This window comes from Phenylobacterium sp., from assembly GCF_004297125.1.
Taxonomy (GTDB): Bacteria; Pseudomonadota; Alphaproteobacteria; order Caulobacterales; family Caulobacteraceae; genus Phenylobacterium.
Map to the genome: position 1 here is coordinate 110,720 of NZ_SCVD01000012.1, position 16,318 is coordinate 127,037.

General features: G+C 69.3%; 11 protein-coding genes. 6 read left to right on the forward strand and 5 right to left on the reverse strand.

Features of this window, described 5'->3' with window-relative positions; genetic code table 11:
• Positions 1-15 precede the first annotated feature (15 nt).
• The 4 genes from EPO51_RS06335 to EPO51_RS06350 all read left to right on the forward strand — a co-directional run bounded on the left by EPO51_RS06335 (position 16) and on the right by EPO51_RS06350 (position 10,603).
• The gene (locus EPO51_RS06335; RefSeq protein ID WP_293347419.1) at positions 16-1,965 is read left to right on the forward strand and encodes a S9 family peptidase; all 1,950 of its coding nucleotides are present in this window, start codon (positions 16-18) and stop codon (positions 1,963-1,965) included.
• A gap of 65 nt (positions 1,966-2,030) precedes the next feature.
• Positions 2,031-3,035, forward strand: coding sequence for an amidohydrolase family protein (locus EPO51_RS06340; protein ID WP_293347422.1), 1,005 nt, complete (start codon positions 2,031-2,033; stop codon positions 3,033-3,035).
• Between the two features lie 172 nt (positions 3,036-3,207).
• Positions 3,208-6,546: a hypothetical protein gene (locus EPO51_RS06345; protein WP_293347425.1), complete on the forward strand. Its 3,339-nt coding sequence runs from the start codon at positions 3,208-3,210 to the stop codon at positions 6,544-6,546.
• Between the two features lie 10 nt (positions 6,547-6,556).
• Positions 6,557-10,603, forward strand: coding sequence for a hypothetical protein (locus tag EPO51_RS06350; RefSeq protein ID WP_293347428.1), 4,047 nt, complete (start codon positions 6,557-6,559; stop codon positions 10,601-10,603).
• A gap of 56 nt (positions 10,604-10,659) precedes the next feature.
• On the opposite strand, the gene EPO51_RS06355 is transcribed toward EPO51_RS06350, so the two are convergent.
• The gene (locus EPO51_RS06355; protein ID WP_293347431.1) at positions 10,660-10,827 is read right to left on the reverse strand and encodes a hypothetical protein; all 168 of its coding nucleotides are present in this window, start codon (positions 10,825-10,827) and stop codon (positions 10,660-10,662) included.
• Positions 10,828-10,993: 166 nt separating this feature from the next.
• Here EPO51_RS06355 and EPO51_RS06360 point away from each other — a divergent pair, with 166 nt between their 5' ends.
• Positions 10,994-11,482, forward strand: coding sequence for a hypothetical protein (locus tag EPO51_RS06360; RefSeq protein WP_293347434.1), 489 nt, complete (start codon positions 10,994-10,996; stop codon positions 11,480-11,482).
• Between the two features lie 78 nt (positions 11,483-11,560).
• On the forward strand, positions 11,561-12,373 hold the full coding sequence (gene mazG, locus EPO51_RS06365; protein WP_293347437.1) for a nucleoside triphosphate pyrophosphohydrolase: 813 nt from the start codon (positions 11,561-11,563) through the stop codon (positions 12,371-12,373).
• A gap of 18 nt (positions 12,374-12,391) precedes the next feature.
• Here mazG and hflX read toward each other — a convergent pair whose 3' ends face one another.
• From hflX to ntrX, 4 genes are all read right to left on the reverse strand, one after another.
• Complete coding sequence (gene hflX, locus EPO51_RS06370) at positions 12,392-13,711, reverse strand: GTPase HflX (protein WP_293347440.1); 1,320 nt, start codon at positions 13,709-13,711, stop codon at positions 12,392-12,394.
• Entirely contained in the window at positions 13,708-13,953 is a 246-nt protein-coding gene (gene hfq, locus EPO51_RS06375) for an RNA chaperone Hfq (RefSeq protein WP_111274395.1), read from the reverse strand. The genes hflX and hfq overlap by 4 nt, the downstream gene beginning before the upstream one ends.
• Positions 13,954-14,050: 97 nt before the next feature.
• A complete protein-coding gene (locus EPO51_RS06380) occupies positions 14,051-14,914 on the reverse strand; it encodes a D-amino-acid transaminase (protein WP_293347455.1) in 864 nt (287 codons plus the stop codon).
• On the reverse strand, positions 14,911-16,308 hold the full coding sequence (gene ntrX / locus EPO51_RS06385) for a nitrogen assimilation response regulator NtrX (RefSeq protein ID WP_293347458.1): 1,398 nt from the start codon (positions 16,306-16,308) through the stop codon (positions 14,911-14,913). Before ntrX ends, EPO51_RS06380 begins: the two co-directional genes overlap by 4 nt.
• Positions 16,309-16,318 lie beyond the last annotated feature (10 nt).

Below are 16,318 nucleotides of genomic sequence, written 5' to 3' on the forward strand. Positions count from 1 at the left end.
TTCCAGAGGCCTCCCATGTTCACCCGCATTTCCCTGGCCATCGGCCTGGGGCTCAGCCTGGTTGCGTCCGCCGGCTCGGCCGACGTACCGCCCCCGCCCGCGATCGTCCTCGACGGCGCTCCCACCGTGCCGGATGCGCTGGCCGCCGACACCCAGCCCTACATGCAGTCGCGCCGCGCCGCCTTCCTCGGCTGGAGCGCCCGCGACCGCTCGATGCTGGTCAAGACCCGGTTTGGGACCACAGAACAGCTCCACGTGGTGGCCAAACCGGACGGCGTCCGCCGCCAGATCAGCTTCGAGGCGGAGCCGATCCTCACCGGTGCGCTCTCGCCAAAGGGTGACATCCTGGTGGTGCAGAAGGACAGCGGCGGCGACGAGTTCTTCCAGCTCTACACCCTGAAGGACGGCCGCCTCACGCGCCTCACCGACGGCAAGAGCCGCAACTGGTTCGGCGCCTGGAGCCCTGACGGGCGGCTGATCGGCTATTCGTCGACGCGCCGCAACGGCGCGGACGCCGACCTCTATGTCTCCGATCCGAGCCGGCCCGGCAGCGAGCGCATGGTGGCCCAGGTCACCGGTGGCGGCTGGAGCATCTCCGACTTCTCGGCCGACGGCCGCACCGCGCTCGTGATCAATCGCCAGTCGATCAACCGCTCGCCCGTTTACGAGCTCGATGTCGCCAGCGGGGCGCTGAAGCCGATCACCGATCCGGCCCGCGAGGTCGCCTACGCCGGCGCGCGCTACGCCCCTGACGGCGCGATCTGGGTGACCTCGGACAAGGATTCCGACTTCCTGCGCCTGGGCCGGCTGAACCGCGCTACCGGCGCCTTCGCCCCGGCCAGCCGGGAGGCGCGCTGGGACGTCACGGACTTCGCCGTCTCGCCCGACGGCGCCTTCGTGGCCTACGCCATCAACGAGGCCGGCGTTTCGCGCCTGCGCGTCCTTGACGTGGCGACCGGCGCGGTTCGCAAGGTGGAAGGCCTGCCCCCTGGCGTGATCCCCTACAGCATCGGCCCTGCCATCGAGATCGCCCCCTGGGGCCAGATCGGCCTCAGCATGTCGTCGGCCCGGGTGCCGGGCGACGCCTTCTCGGTGGACGCCAAGACGCTGGCCGTGACCCAGTGGACCCACAGCGAGACCGGCGGCCTCGACCCGCAGGTCAATATCGAGCCCCGCCTGGTGGAGGTGAAGAGCTTCGACGGCGAGGTGGTCTCGGGCTTCCTCTATGCGCCCGACCCGAAGAAATTCCCCGGCAAGCGGCCGCTGGTGGTGAACATCCACGGCGGGCCCGAGGGGCAGACCCGCCCCGATTTCATCGGACCGGAGAACTATCTGGTCAATGAGCTGGGCATCGCAGTCTTCTTCCCGAACGTCCGCGGTTCGTCCGGCTACGGCAAGCGGTTCGTCAACCTCGACAACGGCCCCGACCGGCGCGAGGACACCGTCAAGGACATCGGCGCGTTCCTCGACGCCCTGGCCAAGGAGCCCGCCCTCGACCCAGACCGCTTCGCCGTCCAGGGCATGTCGTACGGCGGGTACATGTGCTACGCGACCGCCGTCCACTACAGCGCCCGCCTCAAGGGGGCCAACTGCGAGGTGGCGATCTCCAATTTCGTCACCTTCCTCGAAAACACGCAGTCGTACCGGCGCGACCTGCGACGGGTGGAGTACGGCGACGAACGCGATCCGGCCCAGCGGGCCAAGCTGACCCAGATCTCGCCACTGACCAGCGTCGACAAGATCCGCATCCCCCTGCTGGTGGCCACCGGCGGCAACGACCCGCGCGTGCCGCCGACCGAGGCCGACCAGATCATCAGCGCAGTGCGGGCCCACGGCGGAACGGCCTGGCACCTGCTGGCCCGTAACGAGGGCCACGGCTTCCACAAGAAGGAGAACGAGGACTACTACTTCTGGACTGGCCTCCAGTTCTGGCGCCGTACGCTGCTCGGCGAGCCGTCGAAGTAGTCCTCCGTCGGCGCGCGGCGGCTCCTCCTCCCCAGCCGCGCGCCGACCCCACAGCAATGCGCCCCATGACCTCGTCCGCCGCCCGCACCCTGACGACCGCCCTGCTCCTCGCACTGGCCACGGGCGGGCGCGTCTTCGCCGCCGAGCCTCCGGTCGGCGTCGATCACCACATGCATGTCCACTCGCCGGCGATCCTCGGATTCCTGCCCGGCTATTGCGCGAGCCCCAGCCGCACGAGCCCCTGCGACCCCGCCTTCAGCCTGCCGCTGACCGCCGACGACGCGTTGGCGGCCCTCGATGGCGCGGGCGTCCGCCGAGGCTGGCTGCTCTCGACGGGCTATCTCGCCGAGAGCCCGATGATGTCGCCGCCCGATCCGCGCGCGGCCGATATCCTCCGCAGCGCCAACGATTTCACGGTCGCGCAGGCCCGCGCCCACCCCGATCGCCTGGCGGCCTTTATCGGGATCAATCCTCTCACCGACACCGCCCTGCCCGAGATCGCCCGCTGGCGTGGCGACCCGGCGGTGATGGGCGTCAAGCTGCACCTGACCAACTCCGGCCTCGACCTGCGCTCTCAGGCCGATGTCGCGCGGCTGGCGGCCGTCTTCCGGGCCGCGGCCGACGCCCGGCTGGTGGTCCTGATCCACATGCGCACCCGCGCCCCGGACTACGGACCCCGCGACGTCGAGGTCTTCCTGCGCGATGTCCTGCCGGCCGCGCGCGGCGGTCCCGTCGTGATCGCCCATGCCGCCGGTTGGGGCGGGACCAACCCCTATACGCTGGGCGCGCTCGGAGCCTTCGCCGACGCCCTGGAGCGGAACCCCGCCCTCGGCCGCAAGCTTTGGTTCGACCTGGCGCAGGTGTGCGACGAACGCACGCCGCCCGCCGACCGCGAGGCGCTGGCCGCCGTCATCCGTCGCATCGGCGTCTCGCACTTCGTGGCCGGCTCGGACTGGCCATTCGTCCGCGACCTCCAACGCTACTATGCCGAGACCTACCCGCTGCTCCCGCTGAGCCCGGAGGAGTGGCGGATCATCCGCAACGCCGGGCCGGACCGGCCGAAGCGCTAGCCACGACCCGGCCCCCACGGCCACACGTAACCGACGTATAGCTACATCTCGCGGTTGATCCGTAGGACGAACGTCCGACGCCGTGGGCGAAAGCGCCGCCTATCGTCCCTCGCCGGCCGCGGAGATCGCCGCCGGTCCAGCTTCACGCTGGGACTGCATCAAGGGGGCGACTGTGCCGGACAGAAAGCTCTTCAGCGCCCTCAGCGCGTCTGCGCAGCGCGAGCTCAGCGCATCCTTCGGCCGGCTTCAGGCCGAGATCGCGGAGAACCTCCGGCAGACGGCGCTCCGCGTCCGGGTCGTGCGTCCGGAGGACCTGCTGGTCCTGGATTTCGCCTTCGACAACCTCGAGCGCCGCGAGCAGGGCGGCCGGCGGTTCCTGGTTCGTCGGGACGGCTCCAAGCCCGCGCGCATGATCGTCCATCACCAGCCGCAGGCGATCGGCGAAGGCGTCTATCAGGAAGAGCCCTTCGAACCGGGGCCCCATCCGCCGTTCACCGCGCCCTCGCGGTTGGCCGGGAAATCCCGGGTCGCGGTGACCATGCCCGTGGAGGTGGCCAGCCTGGACTGGTCCCTGGAAGCCTTCCTCAAGGCTTGCTCGGAATGGCCATTGGCCCTGGACTATGCGGCGCGGCCCGACCCGCGCCAGCTCCAACTGCCGTTCCCGCCCGGTGGGATCCTTATCGACCAACTCGGCCAGTTCATCCGGCAAGCGCAAGCGCGCGCCGGGATCGCGGAGGCCGACGCGCTGTCGCTCAGGCGCTCCGCCGCCCGCCTGGGCGCCGGCATGATCGCCACTGCCCGCGAAGGTCGTCCCCGGGACGACGCGCAGATCGCCCGCCTGCTCGACAGCGAGCTGCAGCGGACGCTCGCCGGCGGCCCGCGCAGGCCCGCGGCCCAGACCAAGGCGGCGCGGGAGATCCTGACCCTGGCGACCGCGGAACAGATGGTCCGCGAGGCCCTGACGCCCGGGCGACTTGAACAGGCGCCGAGCCTGGAACTGATCGACCCGCTGCTGCCGTTCCTGGGCGTTCCTCACGAGCCGTCGGCCGCGGTCACGGCGATCGAACTTCCCTGGCGGGTGATCCACACGCCGTTGGCGACCGCGGGCTTTACGCACGCCGAAACGCCGGTGACGCACGAGGGCCAGACGGAGCTATGGCACAGCCGCCTGGGCCGGCGATCCGGCGGTGAGGTGGACGACAGCAAGTCCCAGCCGCTGCGGGCCATCTGGTCGCCGGACTATGGCTCGCCACAGGAGACGTCCTTCACCACATCGAGCACGGCGGAGGACCGTCATTTCCTGGTCCACGCGACCGCCGGCTACAGCGGTGTTCCCGAGGGCTGGCCGACGCCCGTGCCGGGCGACGCCCGCCGATTGATCCTCAGCGCCCTCGGGGCGCGGCTGGACTACTACGGCGAGTGGAAGGTCAACGGGAAGCTGCCGCTGGAAAGCTGGACGCACCAGGCGGCGCTGGGCCGCGACTTCTATGTCCGGATCGTCAAGGCGGGCTTCCTGTTCCCGTTCGGCCATAAGGCCGTCTACATCGTCATCACCGAGCGCAAGTTCGAGACCGTCCCCGAAGGCGGCGGCCGCATGGCCACCTTGCGCCAGAAGCACTTCATCGTGGTGCGCGAACCCGTCCGGAGCTTCCCGAGCCTCGGGATGCCGGACGACGGCCGAGGCCTGCCCTTCCAGGCGGTGGAGATCCTCACCCGCGAGACCCCGCCCCTGGCCAAGCCGCCGGCAGGCCAGCCCAACTGGTGGCCGACGCGCAGCGGCAAGGACTTCCTGTTCGACTGCGTGGGCGTCGACCACGCCGGCCAGCGCATCCCCTTCTCGGCGCCGCTGGCCTTTATCAGGATCGACGCCAACGGCGCCGAGCACCCCTCGTTCGCCACCATCGCCACCGCCTACAACAACGGAAACGACGGTCGCGCCAAACGCCCGCTGAACGGCGCGCGCGTCGCCTTCGCACCGCTGGCCATCGGCGATCCGGACGCGGGCGGCGACACGCGCATCCCGACCGAGACCATCAGTTTCCAGGGCATCCCGGCCGCCGTCTCCCGAGCCGATGCGCCGCACTACTACCCCAATATGAAGGGCGCCGAAGTCGTCTCGGGCGCCGTCCAGGCGCTGACCGGCGAGCGCCGAACCGCGGTCGTGAGTTTCCCGCCGATCTACCGGACAAGCGGCCTGGCGGGCTCCAACGTCGGGCAGGTCTTCCTCGAGGCGCAAAGCCAGGCCCTGAAGTTCGGCGGCGGTGGCGTCGGCGCGGACAAGGTGGGCGGCCTCGTCACCCCCGACATGACCCCGACCGCCTTCTCCCGGCGGTTCGGCGTGGTGGCCGGGCCCATGGGGACGTTCGCCGGCGGCCATTTCGATCCGGCCAGCGTGTTCCCGGACGCGAAGCTGCTGGGCGTCCTGCCGCTGCGCGACATCCTGCACGCGGTGACCAACGTCGCGGGCGATCCGGGCCAGACGCCGAAGTTCGACCAGGTGGAGTTCCCCGACCGTGTCGTGGCCGAGTTGCGGCTGAAGCAGACTAACCTGCGCGCCGTGCTGGTCTTCGAGCCGGACATCGGCGGCCAGAGTGAACTGGATATCCGGGCGCGCACGACGGTGATGCGCAACGGCGGCGCTGTCGAGACCAGCGTCCAGGGGTCGCTCACCCACTTCCGCATCAACCTGTTCGGCATGATCGCGCTGAACTTCGACCGCCTTCGGTTCTTCGCCGAGCCCGGCCGCAAGCCGGAGGTCGACGTCGATCTGGACCCGGACAACGGCGTGGTGTTTGGCGGGCCGCTCAGGTTCGTGAACACCCTGCGCGACGTCATACCGTCCAACGGCTTCTCCGATCCTCCGGACCTGTCGATCTCGCCGTCGGGGATCACCGCCAGCTACAGTCTGGCCCTGCCCACCATCGGGGTGGGGATCTTCAGCCTGCAGAACGTTTCGCTGGGCGCGGGTTTCACCCTGCCGTTCACCGGGGACAGCCCCTCCGTCCGGTTCAATTTCGCCGAGCGACACAACCCCTTCAACCTGACGGTCTCGCTGCTGGGCGGCGGCGGCTTCTTCCTGATCGGCATCGATGCGGGCGGCGTCCGCGAGATCGAGGCGGCGCTGGAGTTCGGGGCCCAGATCGCCATCGACCTCGGGGTCGCCTCAGGCCGCGTCTACGTGAAGGCCGGCGTCTACTTCCACTGGCGCGAGACGCCGGACAAGCTGGTGGAGCTGGACGGCTATGTGGAGATGGGCGGCGAGCTGTCCGTCCTGGGCCTGATCTCCGTCTCGCTGACCTTCCACCTGTCGCTGGGCTACCGCAAGACCGGCGGCCAGGCCGAGGTCCGAGGCCAGGCCGAGCTGGTGGTCGAGGTGGAGGTGCTGTTCTTCAGCGCCTCGGTCACCGTGCGCGTGGAGCGCCGGTTCGCCGGCGCCCCCTCCGATCCGACCTTCGTCGAATTCGTGCCCACCGACGACGCCTGGCGCAACTACTGCGCCGCCTTCGCTTAGGAGCCCGCGCATGGCGCAAGCGTCCCAGCAGGTCATCTGGACCTGCCTGCCGAACGGACTCACCGACGACGGCGACCTCAAGGTCTCGGTCATGATCTCGCCGAGGCTCAAGCTTTTCGGCGGCGCGCCGGAGCTCGCTCAGTTCAAGGATTGGCTGGACTGGCCCGCCAAGCTGGCCGAGGGCGAATGGGCCTTCGAGATCGGCGGCCAGAAGCGGCCGGGCAAGCTGGTGTCGACCCCCGACAGCGCCGTGTGGAAGGCGCTTTTCACGCCGGAGACCCACGTCAAGTCCCGCGTCTTTGAGGATTTCAGCAACCGGACCATCCTCAGCTACCCGATCGCCGCCACGGCCGCGGTCGTCGAAAGGGTCTATCAGGATCTGGCCGTCGGGGCTGAAGACGATTTGCCGTCAGCCGGGAGCTTCGGCCCGCTCGCGCGAGGCCTGCAGAAGCCGAAGGAGCCCGCCTCCGTGCTGCGCGAGCTCGCCAAGGAGGGCGTCGGGGGCTTCTCTAAATCGCTGCCCGACATCCTCGACCTGCTCGGCGCCTATCACCGACCGCTCGAACGGGCCGAACTCCACCACTATGAAAACCAGGGGCCGGACGATCCCCAACCCAGCTCCAAGTGGCGCAGCCAGCGTCTGGCGCCCCTGCCCGCCGCCGAGGACTTCCAGAAGCTCATCGATTTCCACCAGGTGGTCTCGGCCCTCGGGCAGCACCCGATGCTGCTGCGGCCCTGCGGGTTGGTGCTGGATTTCGAGGTCTCGAGGCGCGGCGCGCCGGCGTCGGGAGAGATCCGCTTCGTGCCGAAGTGGAAACCTGACCCCACCATCGACAGCCTGCCGGACGAAACCCCAGCGACGGCGTTCGAGATCGAGGACAAGGCCTTCACCGCGCGTCCGCGAAACGCCGCCGAGAGCCACATCGCCGGCTCCTGGCTTCGCCTCAATCCGAAGGCGTTCGACGTGGTGCAGATGGACGTGGACGGCGCCGGTCTCAAGCTGCGGAACTTCGCCCTCTCCGTCTGGCGGACCCAGGACGAATCCACCGCCGACGAGTCCTTTGGCAAGGAGGAGATGCAGCCGCACCGCACGGGCGCGCCGACACTCCGCTCCGGCGGGCTGACACTGGCCCAGCGCCAGCGGGACCAGGCTGTGAAGGCCATGTTCAAGGGGGCGACCAAGCTCCAGACCCAACACGTGGCCGAGGAGAGGATCACGCTCTTCGCCGAAGACCTGGTGCGCGGCTACCGCGCCGACGTCTGGGACGACCGGTCCGAGGCCTGGCGATCCCTATGCCGCCGCGACGGAACCTACACGCTGGTCAACGACGGTTCGGTCCTGCGGACCGAGGACGAGGAAGGCGTCATCCGGCTGGCGGCGACCGAATCCACGGACGGCGAAAATCCCGATGTGATGAAGATCCACGAAGGGCTGTTCGTGTGGCGCGGCTGGAGCTTGTGCGCCTCTCTCCCCATGCCCGCCATCGGGATCAATGACGAGGTCGCCGAGCCGGACAACGCCGCGCCCGAGGGCCTGCCCCTGGAGACCGATTTCACCGTCCGCAGGGGCTCGCTGCCCAGCCTGCGGTTCGGACGGACCTATCAGCTGCGGGTCCGCCTGGTGGATCTGGCCGGCAACTCCCTGCCGTTCGATCCCGAGCTCAAGGTTCCGCCGGAGGTGCTGAGCGAGCAGGAGGCCTATCTCCGCTACGAGCCGGTGGAGGCCCCTGCCCTGGCGCTCGTCGATGCGCCCGACGAATGGCCCACCGACGGCGAGTCCATGGGCCGCCTCGCCATCCGCACGTTCAACGATCCCTATGACGCCGTGGTGTCGGCCGAACCGCCGATGGTGCGTCGCCACGTGCTGGCGCCGCGGGTGACCCACAACTTCGCCGAGCTGAACGGCGCCCTCGACACATCGGAGGGGCGGGTCGACCCGGACCTGTTCGCCCTCCTCGCCGCGCGCGACGTCGGCCTGTCCTCCACCGTGCTCGAAACACCCGCCTGGCGGCCTGCCGGAGCCCCGCCGGTTCCGCCGATCAAGACCTCCTACGCCGTGGCGCCTGAGGCCTACACCCTGACCTATCTTCCGGACCCGCTGGCCCACGGGGTCGCGATCCGCATCTTCGGCCTGGACCACGTCGACCCCGACGAGGTGTTCAGGATCGACCTCTACCCGGACGACGCCAGATGGCCGGACGCGGCTCCGTTTCAGATCGGCCTCACGGATGGCCAGCGCCAACCGAAATTCGTGAAGGACAAGCGTCTGTTCTCCGTGGCCGTGGGACGCGCCGAGCGCGCTCGCCTGCGGATCAGCTGCCTGATCGGCGACCGCGACCTCGACCTGCTGGCCGTCTGGAGGCTGATCGAGGCCAAGGGCCTCCCGGCGACCCAGCTGGAACGCCTGCGCAAGCGGGCTGTTCGCGGGCAGCACTGGATGATGACACCCTGGCGCGAGATCGACCTCGTCCATGCGGTGCAGAAGCCGCTGATCATGACGGTGATGGAAGGCCTGGGCGGGAACGGCCTGCCGAACGCCAGCCGCAGCCTTGGACGTACGCCCGCGCACATCTCCTTTTCCACGCCGCTCCACGCCAAGAGCACCGCCCGCCTCGACCTGTTCGGCCGATGGCAGGAGCCGCGCGACACCCTAGCCGGCGGGCCGGACAGCCGGGAAAGCGAGGCCCAGGCCCAGAGCTGGACCGTCTCGCGCCGCGGAGCGCCGGACGACCGCTGGTCGGAGCGCTCGGCGCTGCACGACTTCCCCGACACCCGCTACCGCCGTGTGCTGTACCGCCTGGAAGCGACCAGCCGGTTCCGGGAGTACATGCCGCCAGAGATCCGGAACTCGCCGGGCGGCGAGCCCGTGAAGGTCGTGTCCGACGAGGTCCGCGTGTGGATCCCCAACGCCGCGCCTCCGCCGCCGCCCCAGGTGCGTTACGTCATCCCGACATTCGGCTGGAGCCGCGGGTCCGTCGACGGCAAGAAGACCTCCTGGCGACGGGGCGGCGGCCTGCGGGTCTACATGGATCGCCCCTGGTTCGCCTCAGGTCATGGGGAATTGCTGGGCGTCCTGCTGCCGCGGCCCGACACGCCGCTCAGCACGATCGAGGGACCGCTCAAGGCCCATGTCACCCAGTGGGGCGCCGATCCGATCTGGCTAGGTGGCCGTGTCGAGCAGGCGGCGCCCGGTCCGGGCGCTTTCCCCTTGCGCGTCACCGGCGGGCCGGCCGCCGTCCCGGGCGCGCCCGACGTGTTCCAGGACGAAGGGGCCGATCTGCCGGACAGCTTCGACCTCCAGGGCCTCAGCGTACCGGGCCTGGATTCAAGCCTGCGGGTCGATGTCGCCGCCCATCAGGTGGGTTTCGACGCCAGCCGCGGACTCTGGTACTGCGACGTCGTGGTCCGGCCGGGGGACGCCTACTTCCCGTTCATTCGCCTGGCGCTGGCGCGCTATCATCCCGTCTCGGTGTCGGGCGCCCACCTCTCGCAGGTCGTCCTGGCGGAATTCCAGCAGCTGACTCCGGATCGCTACGTCAGCGTGTCGCGCAGCGGCGACCACGTGACGGTGGCGGTGCATGGCTACACAGGGGGCAAGACCCTGGGATTCCTGGAGTCCGGCCGCATCGAGGTCGAGCTGCAGCAACTGGCCGCCGGCGCCGATGAAACCCTGGATTGGAAGGCGGTCCCCCCGCCCGCGACTCCGCAGGCCGGGCCGCGCGGCGATCTCGGCGTAGGCCAGATCAGGGTGCGGAACATCTCCGCCGTGCGTTCCGTACAGCCCCGCAACGCGGCCGAGCGCGCACTATCGGCCGAGGCGATCCGCCTTTCCGAGGCCAACGACTTCGAGGCGTTGGCCGTGCGGCCCGACCTCCTTCAATGGTTGCTGCCGCCGTTGATCTGGGAAGGCGAGATCCGTACGCCCCCTGCCCAGGTCGGCCGGCGCCTGCGGATCCTGATCACCGAGCGGGAGCGCCATCCCACCGGCGATCGCGACGCCGCCGGCGTGATCCCGACCGCGGACCGGATCGTCTACGCCGAGGCCGTGGCGGTCTGACCGGGGGCGCGCAGAAGCTTCGTATCTCGGCGGCCACCAGGCCGTTTGTCGGGCGCCTAGGACGGCCAGAACCGGACGACCGCCAGGACCAGGCCAATCCACATCGCGATCGAGAGGATCGCGCCGAACAGCAGGCCGTAGCCGATGGGGATGGCGCGCACACGGCGGACGCGGGCCGGCGCCCCCTCGAAGGCGGTGGCGTGCGGAGAGACCATGTCGCTCATGCGGGCCTCCTCGGCGGGCCGCTCTGCGGGACCCGACCTCATGTACGAACCCTACGCAGATTCGCCTGATAGGCGAATTTTGACGATATCTTGCGCCGCCTTGTGACTCGAAGGTCGGCGCCTTATCTATGTTTAGTAATTACTGTTGGTGGATCGGAGCCTCCCCATGCGCCTCCTCGCCCTCACGGCCGCCGCCCTGCTCGCCAGCGCCACGACCGTCCTTGCCGCTCCCGCCTCGGTCAATGTCGCCGTCGGGCCCGAGCTGCAGAAGAAGTTCGAGAAGACCTACGGCCTGCGCGAAGCCGAGTTCCTGACCAAGGATCTGCGCGAGTCGGTGACGGCGCAACTCGCGAAGAAGCCCATCTACGACGGCGCGCGCGTCGAACTGGTGCTCACCGACGTCAAGCCCAACCGCCCGACCTTCAAGCAGCTTGGGGACACGCCCGGCCTGTCGTTCGAGAGCTTCGGCGTCGGCGGCGCGGCTATCGAGGGCCGCATGATCGCCGCCGACGGGACCGAGAGCCCGATCAAGTACCAGTGGTTCGAGACCGACATCCGTCAGTCCAGGGCCAACTGGATCTGGAGCGACGCCGAATGGACCTTCGACCGCTTCGCTCGGCGGCTGGCCCGCGGCCAGGAAGTCGCCGGCCGCTGAACCCCGCGCGCATAGCTTGCTACACGATGCGGCGCGCGGTCTGATCGCCGCGCGCCGTTTCCTTTTCGAGTTGGCCCCATGACCCGTCCTGCCCCGCCCGCCGACCTGGCGCCCATCGACCGGCTGCTGGCGATCATGGCGCGGCTGCGCGATGCGCAAGACGGCTGCCCCTGGGATCTGGAACAGACCTTCGAGACCATCGCGCCCTACACCGTGGAGGAAGCCTATGAGGTGGCCGACGCCATCGAGCGGGGCGATCTGGCGGACCTCAAGGAGGAACTGGGCGACCTGCTGCTGCAGGTGGTGTTTCACGCGCGCATGGCCGAGGAACAGGGGGCCTTCGCCTTCGACGACGTGGCCCAGGCCATCAACGACAAGATGATCCGCCGGCATCCGCATGTGTTCGCCGACGAGACCTATGCATCGCTCGACGACCAAAAGCAGGGCTGGGAGCAGCTCAAGGCGGCGGAGCGCGCAGGCAAGGGCAAGGCCGCCAGCCTGCTGGACGACGTGCCGGTTGGACTGCCGGGCCTCACGCGTGCCGTGAAGCTGTCGAAGCGCGCCGCCACCGTCGGATTCGTCTGGCCCACCGTGCAGGACGTGGTCGCCAAACTGCACGAGGAAGTCGGCGAGATGCTGGTCGAGATCGAGGCCGGCGACCTGGAGAAAGCCAAGGGTGAGATCGGCGACGTGCTGTTCGTGGTCGCCAACCTGGCCCGGACCCTCGACGTGGACCCCGAGGACGCCGTCCGCGCCACCAACGCCAAGTTCGTCCGCCGCTTCAACTATGTGGAGCGGCGCCTCGCCGAGCGGGGCAAGACGCCCGACCAGTCGAACCTGGCGGAGATGGACGGCCTTTGGGACGAGGCCAAAGCCGCCGAGCGTGCCTAGGGCTGGACCACGCTCCGCTCAGTGCGTTCGGATCTCGGCCTGCGGGAACAGCTGTTCGAACTGGCCCATGGCCTGGGCCGTCAGGCTGACCGCCAGGCGGACCGACCCATCCTTGCCCTCGTTCCGCTCGATGACGCGGCCGTGGCGGTAGAGCCAGGCGATGGCGGCGCCCTCCCCGGCCGGCGCGTAGACGTCCACCGGCGGAGCCTCGTCGACCAGGCCGGCGATCATCGACAGCAGGTCGTCGCAGCCCTGCCCCGTCACCGCCGACACGAGCACGGCCGGCGGCTGAGCGCGGCGGGCGTCGTGCGTGGCCTCGTCGCGGGCCTCGGCCGGGAGCAGGTCCGCCTTGTTCCAGACCTCGACGATGCGCCGCTCTTCCATGTCCACGCCCAGGCGCGCCAGCACGGCGCGGACGTCGGCCGCCTGGGCCTTGGTCTCTTCACTGGCGATGTCGCGGACGTGCAGGACGACGTCGGCCTCCTTGACCTCCTCGAGGGTGGCGCGGAACGCCTCCACCAGTTCGTGCGGCAGGTCGGAGATGAAACCCACCGTGTCGCTCAGGATCGCCGGGCGGCCATCCGGCAGCTTCAGCGAGCGCAGGGTCGGATCCAGGGTCGCGAACAGCATGTCCTCGGCCACGACCGTGGCGTTGGTCAGCCGGTTGAACAGCGTCGACTTGCCGGCGTTGGTATAGCCGACCAGGGCCACCGTCGGGAACGGTACACGCCGGCGCTGCGAGCGTTGCAGGGTGCGGGTCCGGCGCACCTCCACCAGCTCGTCCTTCAGTTTGCGGATCTTCTCGGCGATCAGCCGCCGGTCGGTCTCGATCTGGGTTTCGCCCGGGCCGCCCATGACCCCGAAGCCGCCGCGCTGGCGCTCCAGGTGGGTCCAGGTCCTCACGAGCCGCGAGCGCTCATACGTCAGGCGCGCCAATTCCACCTGCAGGCGGCCTTCGCGCGTCCGGGCGCGGCGGGCGAAGATCTCGAGGATCAGGCCCGTGCGGTCGATGACCTTGGCGCTCCACGCCTTCTCCAGGTTCCGCTGCTGGACGGGAGTTAGCGCGTCGTCGATGACCACGACGTCCAGCTCCTCCACCTCCACCAGCACGCGGATCTCCTCCACCTTGCCCTTGCCGAACAAGGTGGCGGGCGTGAGCTGGCGAAGATTCACGACCATCGTCTCGCGGACCTCGAGGTCGAGGGCGAGGGCGAGGCCGGCGGCCTCCTCCAGCCGGGCTTCTGGATGGCGCTCGGAGCCGCGGCCCTCCCGGTCCGGATGGATTACCAGGGCGCGCTGGACAGGCGCCTCACGGTCTACAGATTTTGAAGTGCTCAATCGGCCTCGTCGTCGGCCGGCTCGTAAAGCTGCACGGGCTGGGCCGGCATAATGGTGGAGATGGCGTGCTTATAGACGAGTTGGGATTGTCCGTCCCTGCGCAGCAGGACGCAGAAATTATCGAACCAGCTCACCACGCCCTGCAGCTTGACCCCGTTCACCAGAAAGATGGTGAGCGGCGTCTTGGACTTCCGCACGCTGTTGAGGAAGGTGTCCTGCAGGTTTTGTTTCTTGTCGCTCACGGCTTTCCGCCTTTTCGTTTTGATCGGGCGGAAGATCCGCCCACACACAAGGTCACGCTAAGCCGCAAACGGCGGCCGTTGCAATCGCAGGCTCGACTTAGATGGCCGTCGCCTGCGCGCGCTCGATATAGAGGCGACGGAGCCTCGACGCCACCGGTCCTGGCGAACCATCGCCCACAGGCTTGCCATCGACCGCGATCACCGGCAGCACCAGGGTGCCTGCGCCGGTGATGAAGGCCTCCTTCGCCGCCCGCGCCTCGTCGGGGGTGAACGGCCGCTCCTCCACCTTCAGCCCGGCCTCGCGGGCCACTTCGAGCAGGGAAAGCCGGGTGACGCCGCGCAGGATGTTGGCGTTGGTGTCGCGCGTCCGTAGGATGCCATCGCCATCCACGATCCAGGCGTTGGAGGAGGCGCCCTCGGTGACCAGCCCCAGGTCGTCGACGAACCAGGCCTCGACCGCGCCGACCTCGCGGGCCTTCTGCTTGGCAAGCGCGTTCGGCAGCAGGCCCACCGTCTTGATGTCGCAGCGGCCCCAGCGGTTCTCCGGCGTGGTGACCACCGATACGCCCTTGGCGGCGCGGGCTTCGGAAGCCTCGCGGTCCACCCGGCTCACGGTGATCACGACGGCCGGCCGCGTCCCGGGGGCCGGGAAGGCGTGATCGCGGGTCGCGACGCCGCGGCTGACCTGGAGATAGACCAGGCCCTCGCGGATGCGGTTGCGGCGCACGGTCTCCTTCAGCACCGTCGTCAGCGCCGCCCGGCTCATCGGCATGTCGATGCCCAGCTCCGACAGGCTGCGCTCCAGGCGCACGAAATGCCCCTCGGGATCGGCCAGCTTGCCGCCGAACAGAGCCCAGACCTCGTAGACCGCATCGGCGAACTGATAGCCGCGGTCCTCGATGTGGACGAAGGCCTCCGCCTTTTGGACGAAGCGTCCGTTCACATAGGCAATGCGCGTCAAACTCCGGCCTCCTCGGCTTCCAGCGCCCGGGCCCCCGAGAGCCCCAGCGACTTCAGCTTACGGTGCAGCGCCGAGCGTTCCATGCCGATGAAGGCTGCGGTCCGTGAAATATTGCCCGAGAAACGAAGCATCTGGGCGTTCAGGTACTCGCGCTCAAACACCTCCCGGGCTTCGCGCAGCGGCAGGGCGATGATCCGTTCGGCCCCGAGCGAGGACGACTGGTCGTTCACCGACGCTTCCGGCGGCAGCATGTCGGCGGTGATCGGGTCGGAGGGCGCGCCCGAGGCCAGGATCAGCATCCGTTCCACATTGTTCTTGAGCTGGCGCAGGTTGCCCGGCCAGGCGCGGACCTGGAGCATGGCCAACGCATCGTCCGACAGCTTGCGCCGCGCCAGGCCGGAGGCCTCGCAGATCCGCGCGATGAAGTCCTCGACCAGTTCCGGTATGTCCTCCCGGCGCTCGGAGAGGCCCGGCACGTTCACCGGCACGACATTCAGGCGGTGGAACAGGTCCTCGCGGAAGCGGCCGGCCGAGATCTCCTCGCGCAGGTCCTTGGAGGTGGAGGAGATCACGCGCACGTCCACCTGCACGTCGGCGTCGCCCCCGACCCGCCGGAACCGCTGCTCGACCAGGACGCGCAGGATGCGGCCCTGAGTCTCCCGCGGCATGTCGGCCGCCTCGTCGAGGTAGAGCGTCCCACCGTGGGCGCGCTCGAACACTCCGATCTTGGCCGGGCGGCCGCCCGCGCCCTCCTCGCCGAACAGTTCCACGTCCATGCGTTCGGGGGTCATCCCGGCCGCGCCGATGGGCACGAACTCGTTGCGGGCGCGGTGGCTCGCGTCGTGGATCAGGCGCGCCACGGTCTCCTTGCCGGAGCCGGCGGGGCCGGAGATCAGCACGCGGCTGTTGGCCCCGGCCAGCTTGGCGATCATCTGGCGCAGCTGCTGGGCGGCCATCGACTTGCCGATCAGGCCTTCGGGCGTGATCGCCTGGGCGCGCAGGCGGCGGTTCTCGCGGCGCAGGTTGGTGGTCTCCAGGGCGCGCTCGACCACCAGCAGCAGACGGTCGGACTTGAACGGCTTCTCCAGGAATTCGTAGGCGCCGCGCTTGATCGAACTGACCGCGGTCTCGATGTTGCCGTGGCCCGAGATCATGATCACCGGCAGGTCCGCGTCCAGGGCCTTGACCATGTCCAGGAGCTCCAGCCCGTCCATCCCGCCGCCCTGCATCCAGATATCCAGGATTAGCAGCGCGGGCTTGCGGGCGCGGACGGCCGCGAGCGCGCTCTCCGAGTCATTCGCCGTGCGAACGTCATAACCCTCGTCGGTCAGGATCCCCGCCACCAGGTCGCGGATATCCGCTTCGTCGTCGACCACCAGAACGTCAGCCGCCATCAGGTCTTCC

Coding starts and splice junctions, on each gene's coding strand:
- EPO51_RS06335 (WP_293347419.1), top strand. CDS start 16: ATGTTCACCCGCATTTCCCTGGCCATCGGCCTGGGGCTCAGCCTGGTT.
- EPO51_RS06340 (WP_293347422.1), top strand. CDS start 2,031: ATGACCTCGTCCGCCGCCCGCACCCTGACGACCGCCCTGCTCCTCGCA.
- EPO51_RS06350 (WP_293347428.1), top strand. CDS start 6,557: ATGGCGCAAGCGTCCCAGCAGGTCATCTGGACCTGCCTGCCGAACGGA.
- EPO51_RS06355 (WP_293347431.1), bottom strand. CDS start 10,827: ATGAGCGACATGGTCTCTCCGCACGCCACCGCCTTCGAGGGGGCGCCG.
- EPO51_RS06360 (WP_293347434.1), top strand. CDS start 10,994: ATGCGCCTCCTCGCCCTCACGGCCGCCGCCCTGCTCGCCAGCGCCACG.
- mazG (WP_293347437.1), top strand. CDS start 11,561: ATGACCCGTCCTGCCCCGCCCGCCGACCTGGCGCCCATCGACCGGCTG.
- ntrX (WP_293347458.1), bottom strand. CDS start 16,308: ATGGCGGCTGACGTTCTGGTGGTCGACGACGAAGCGGATATCCGCGAC.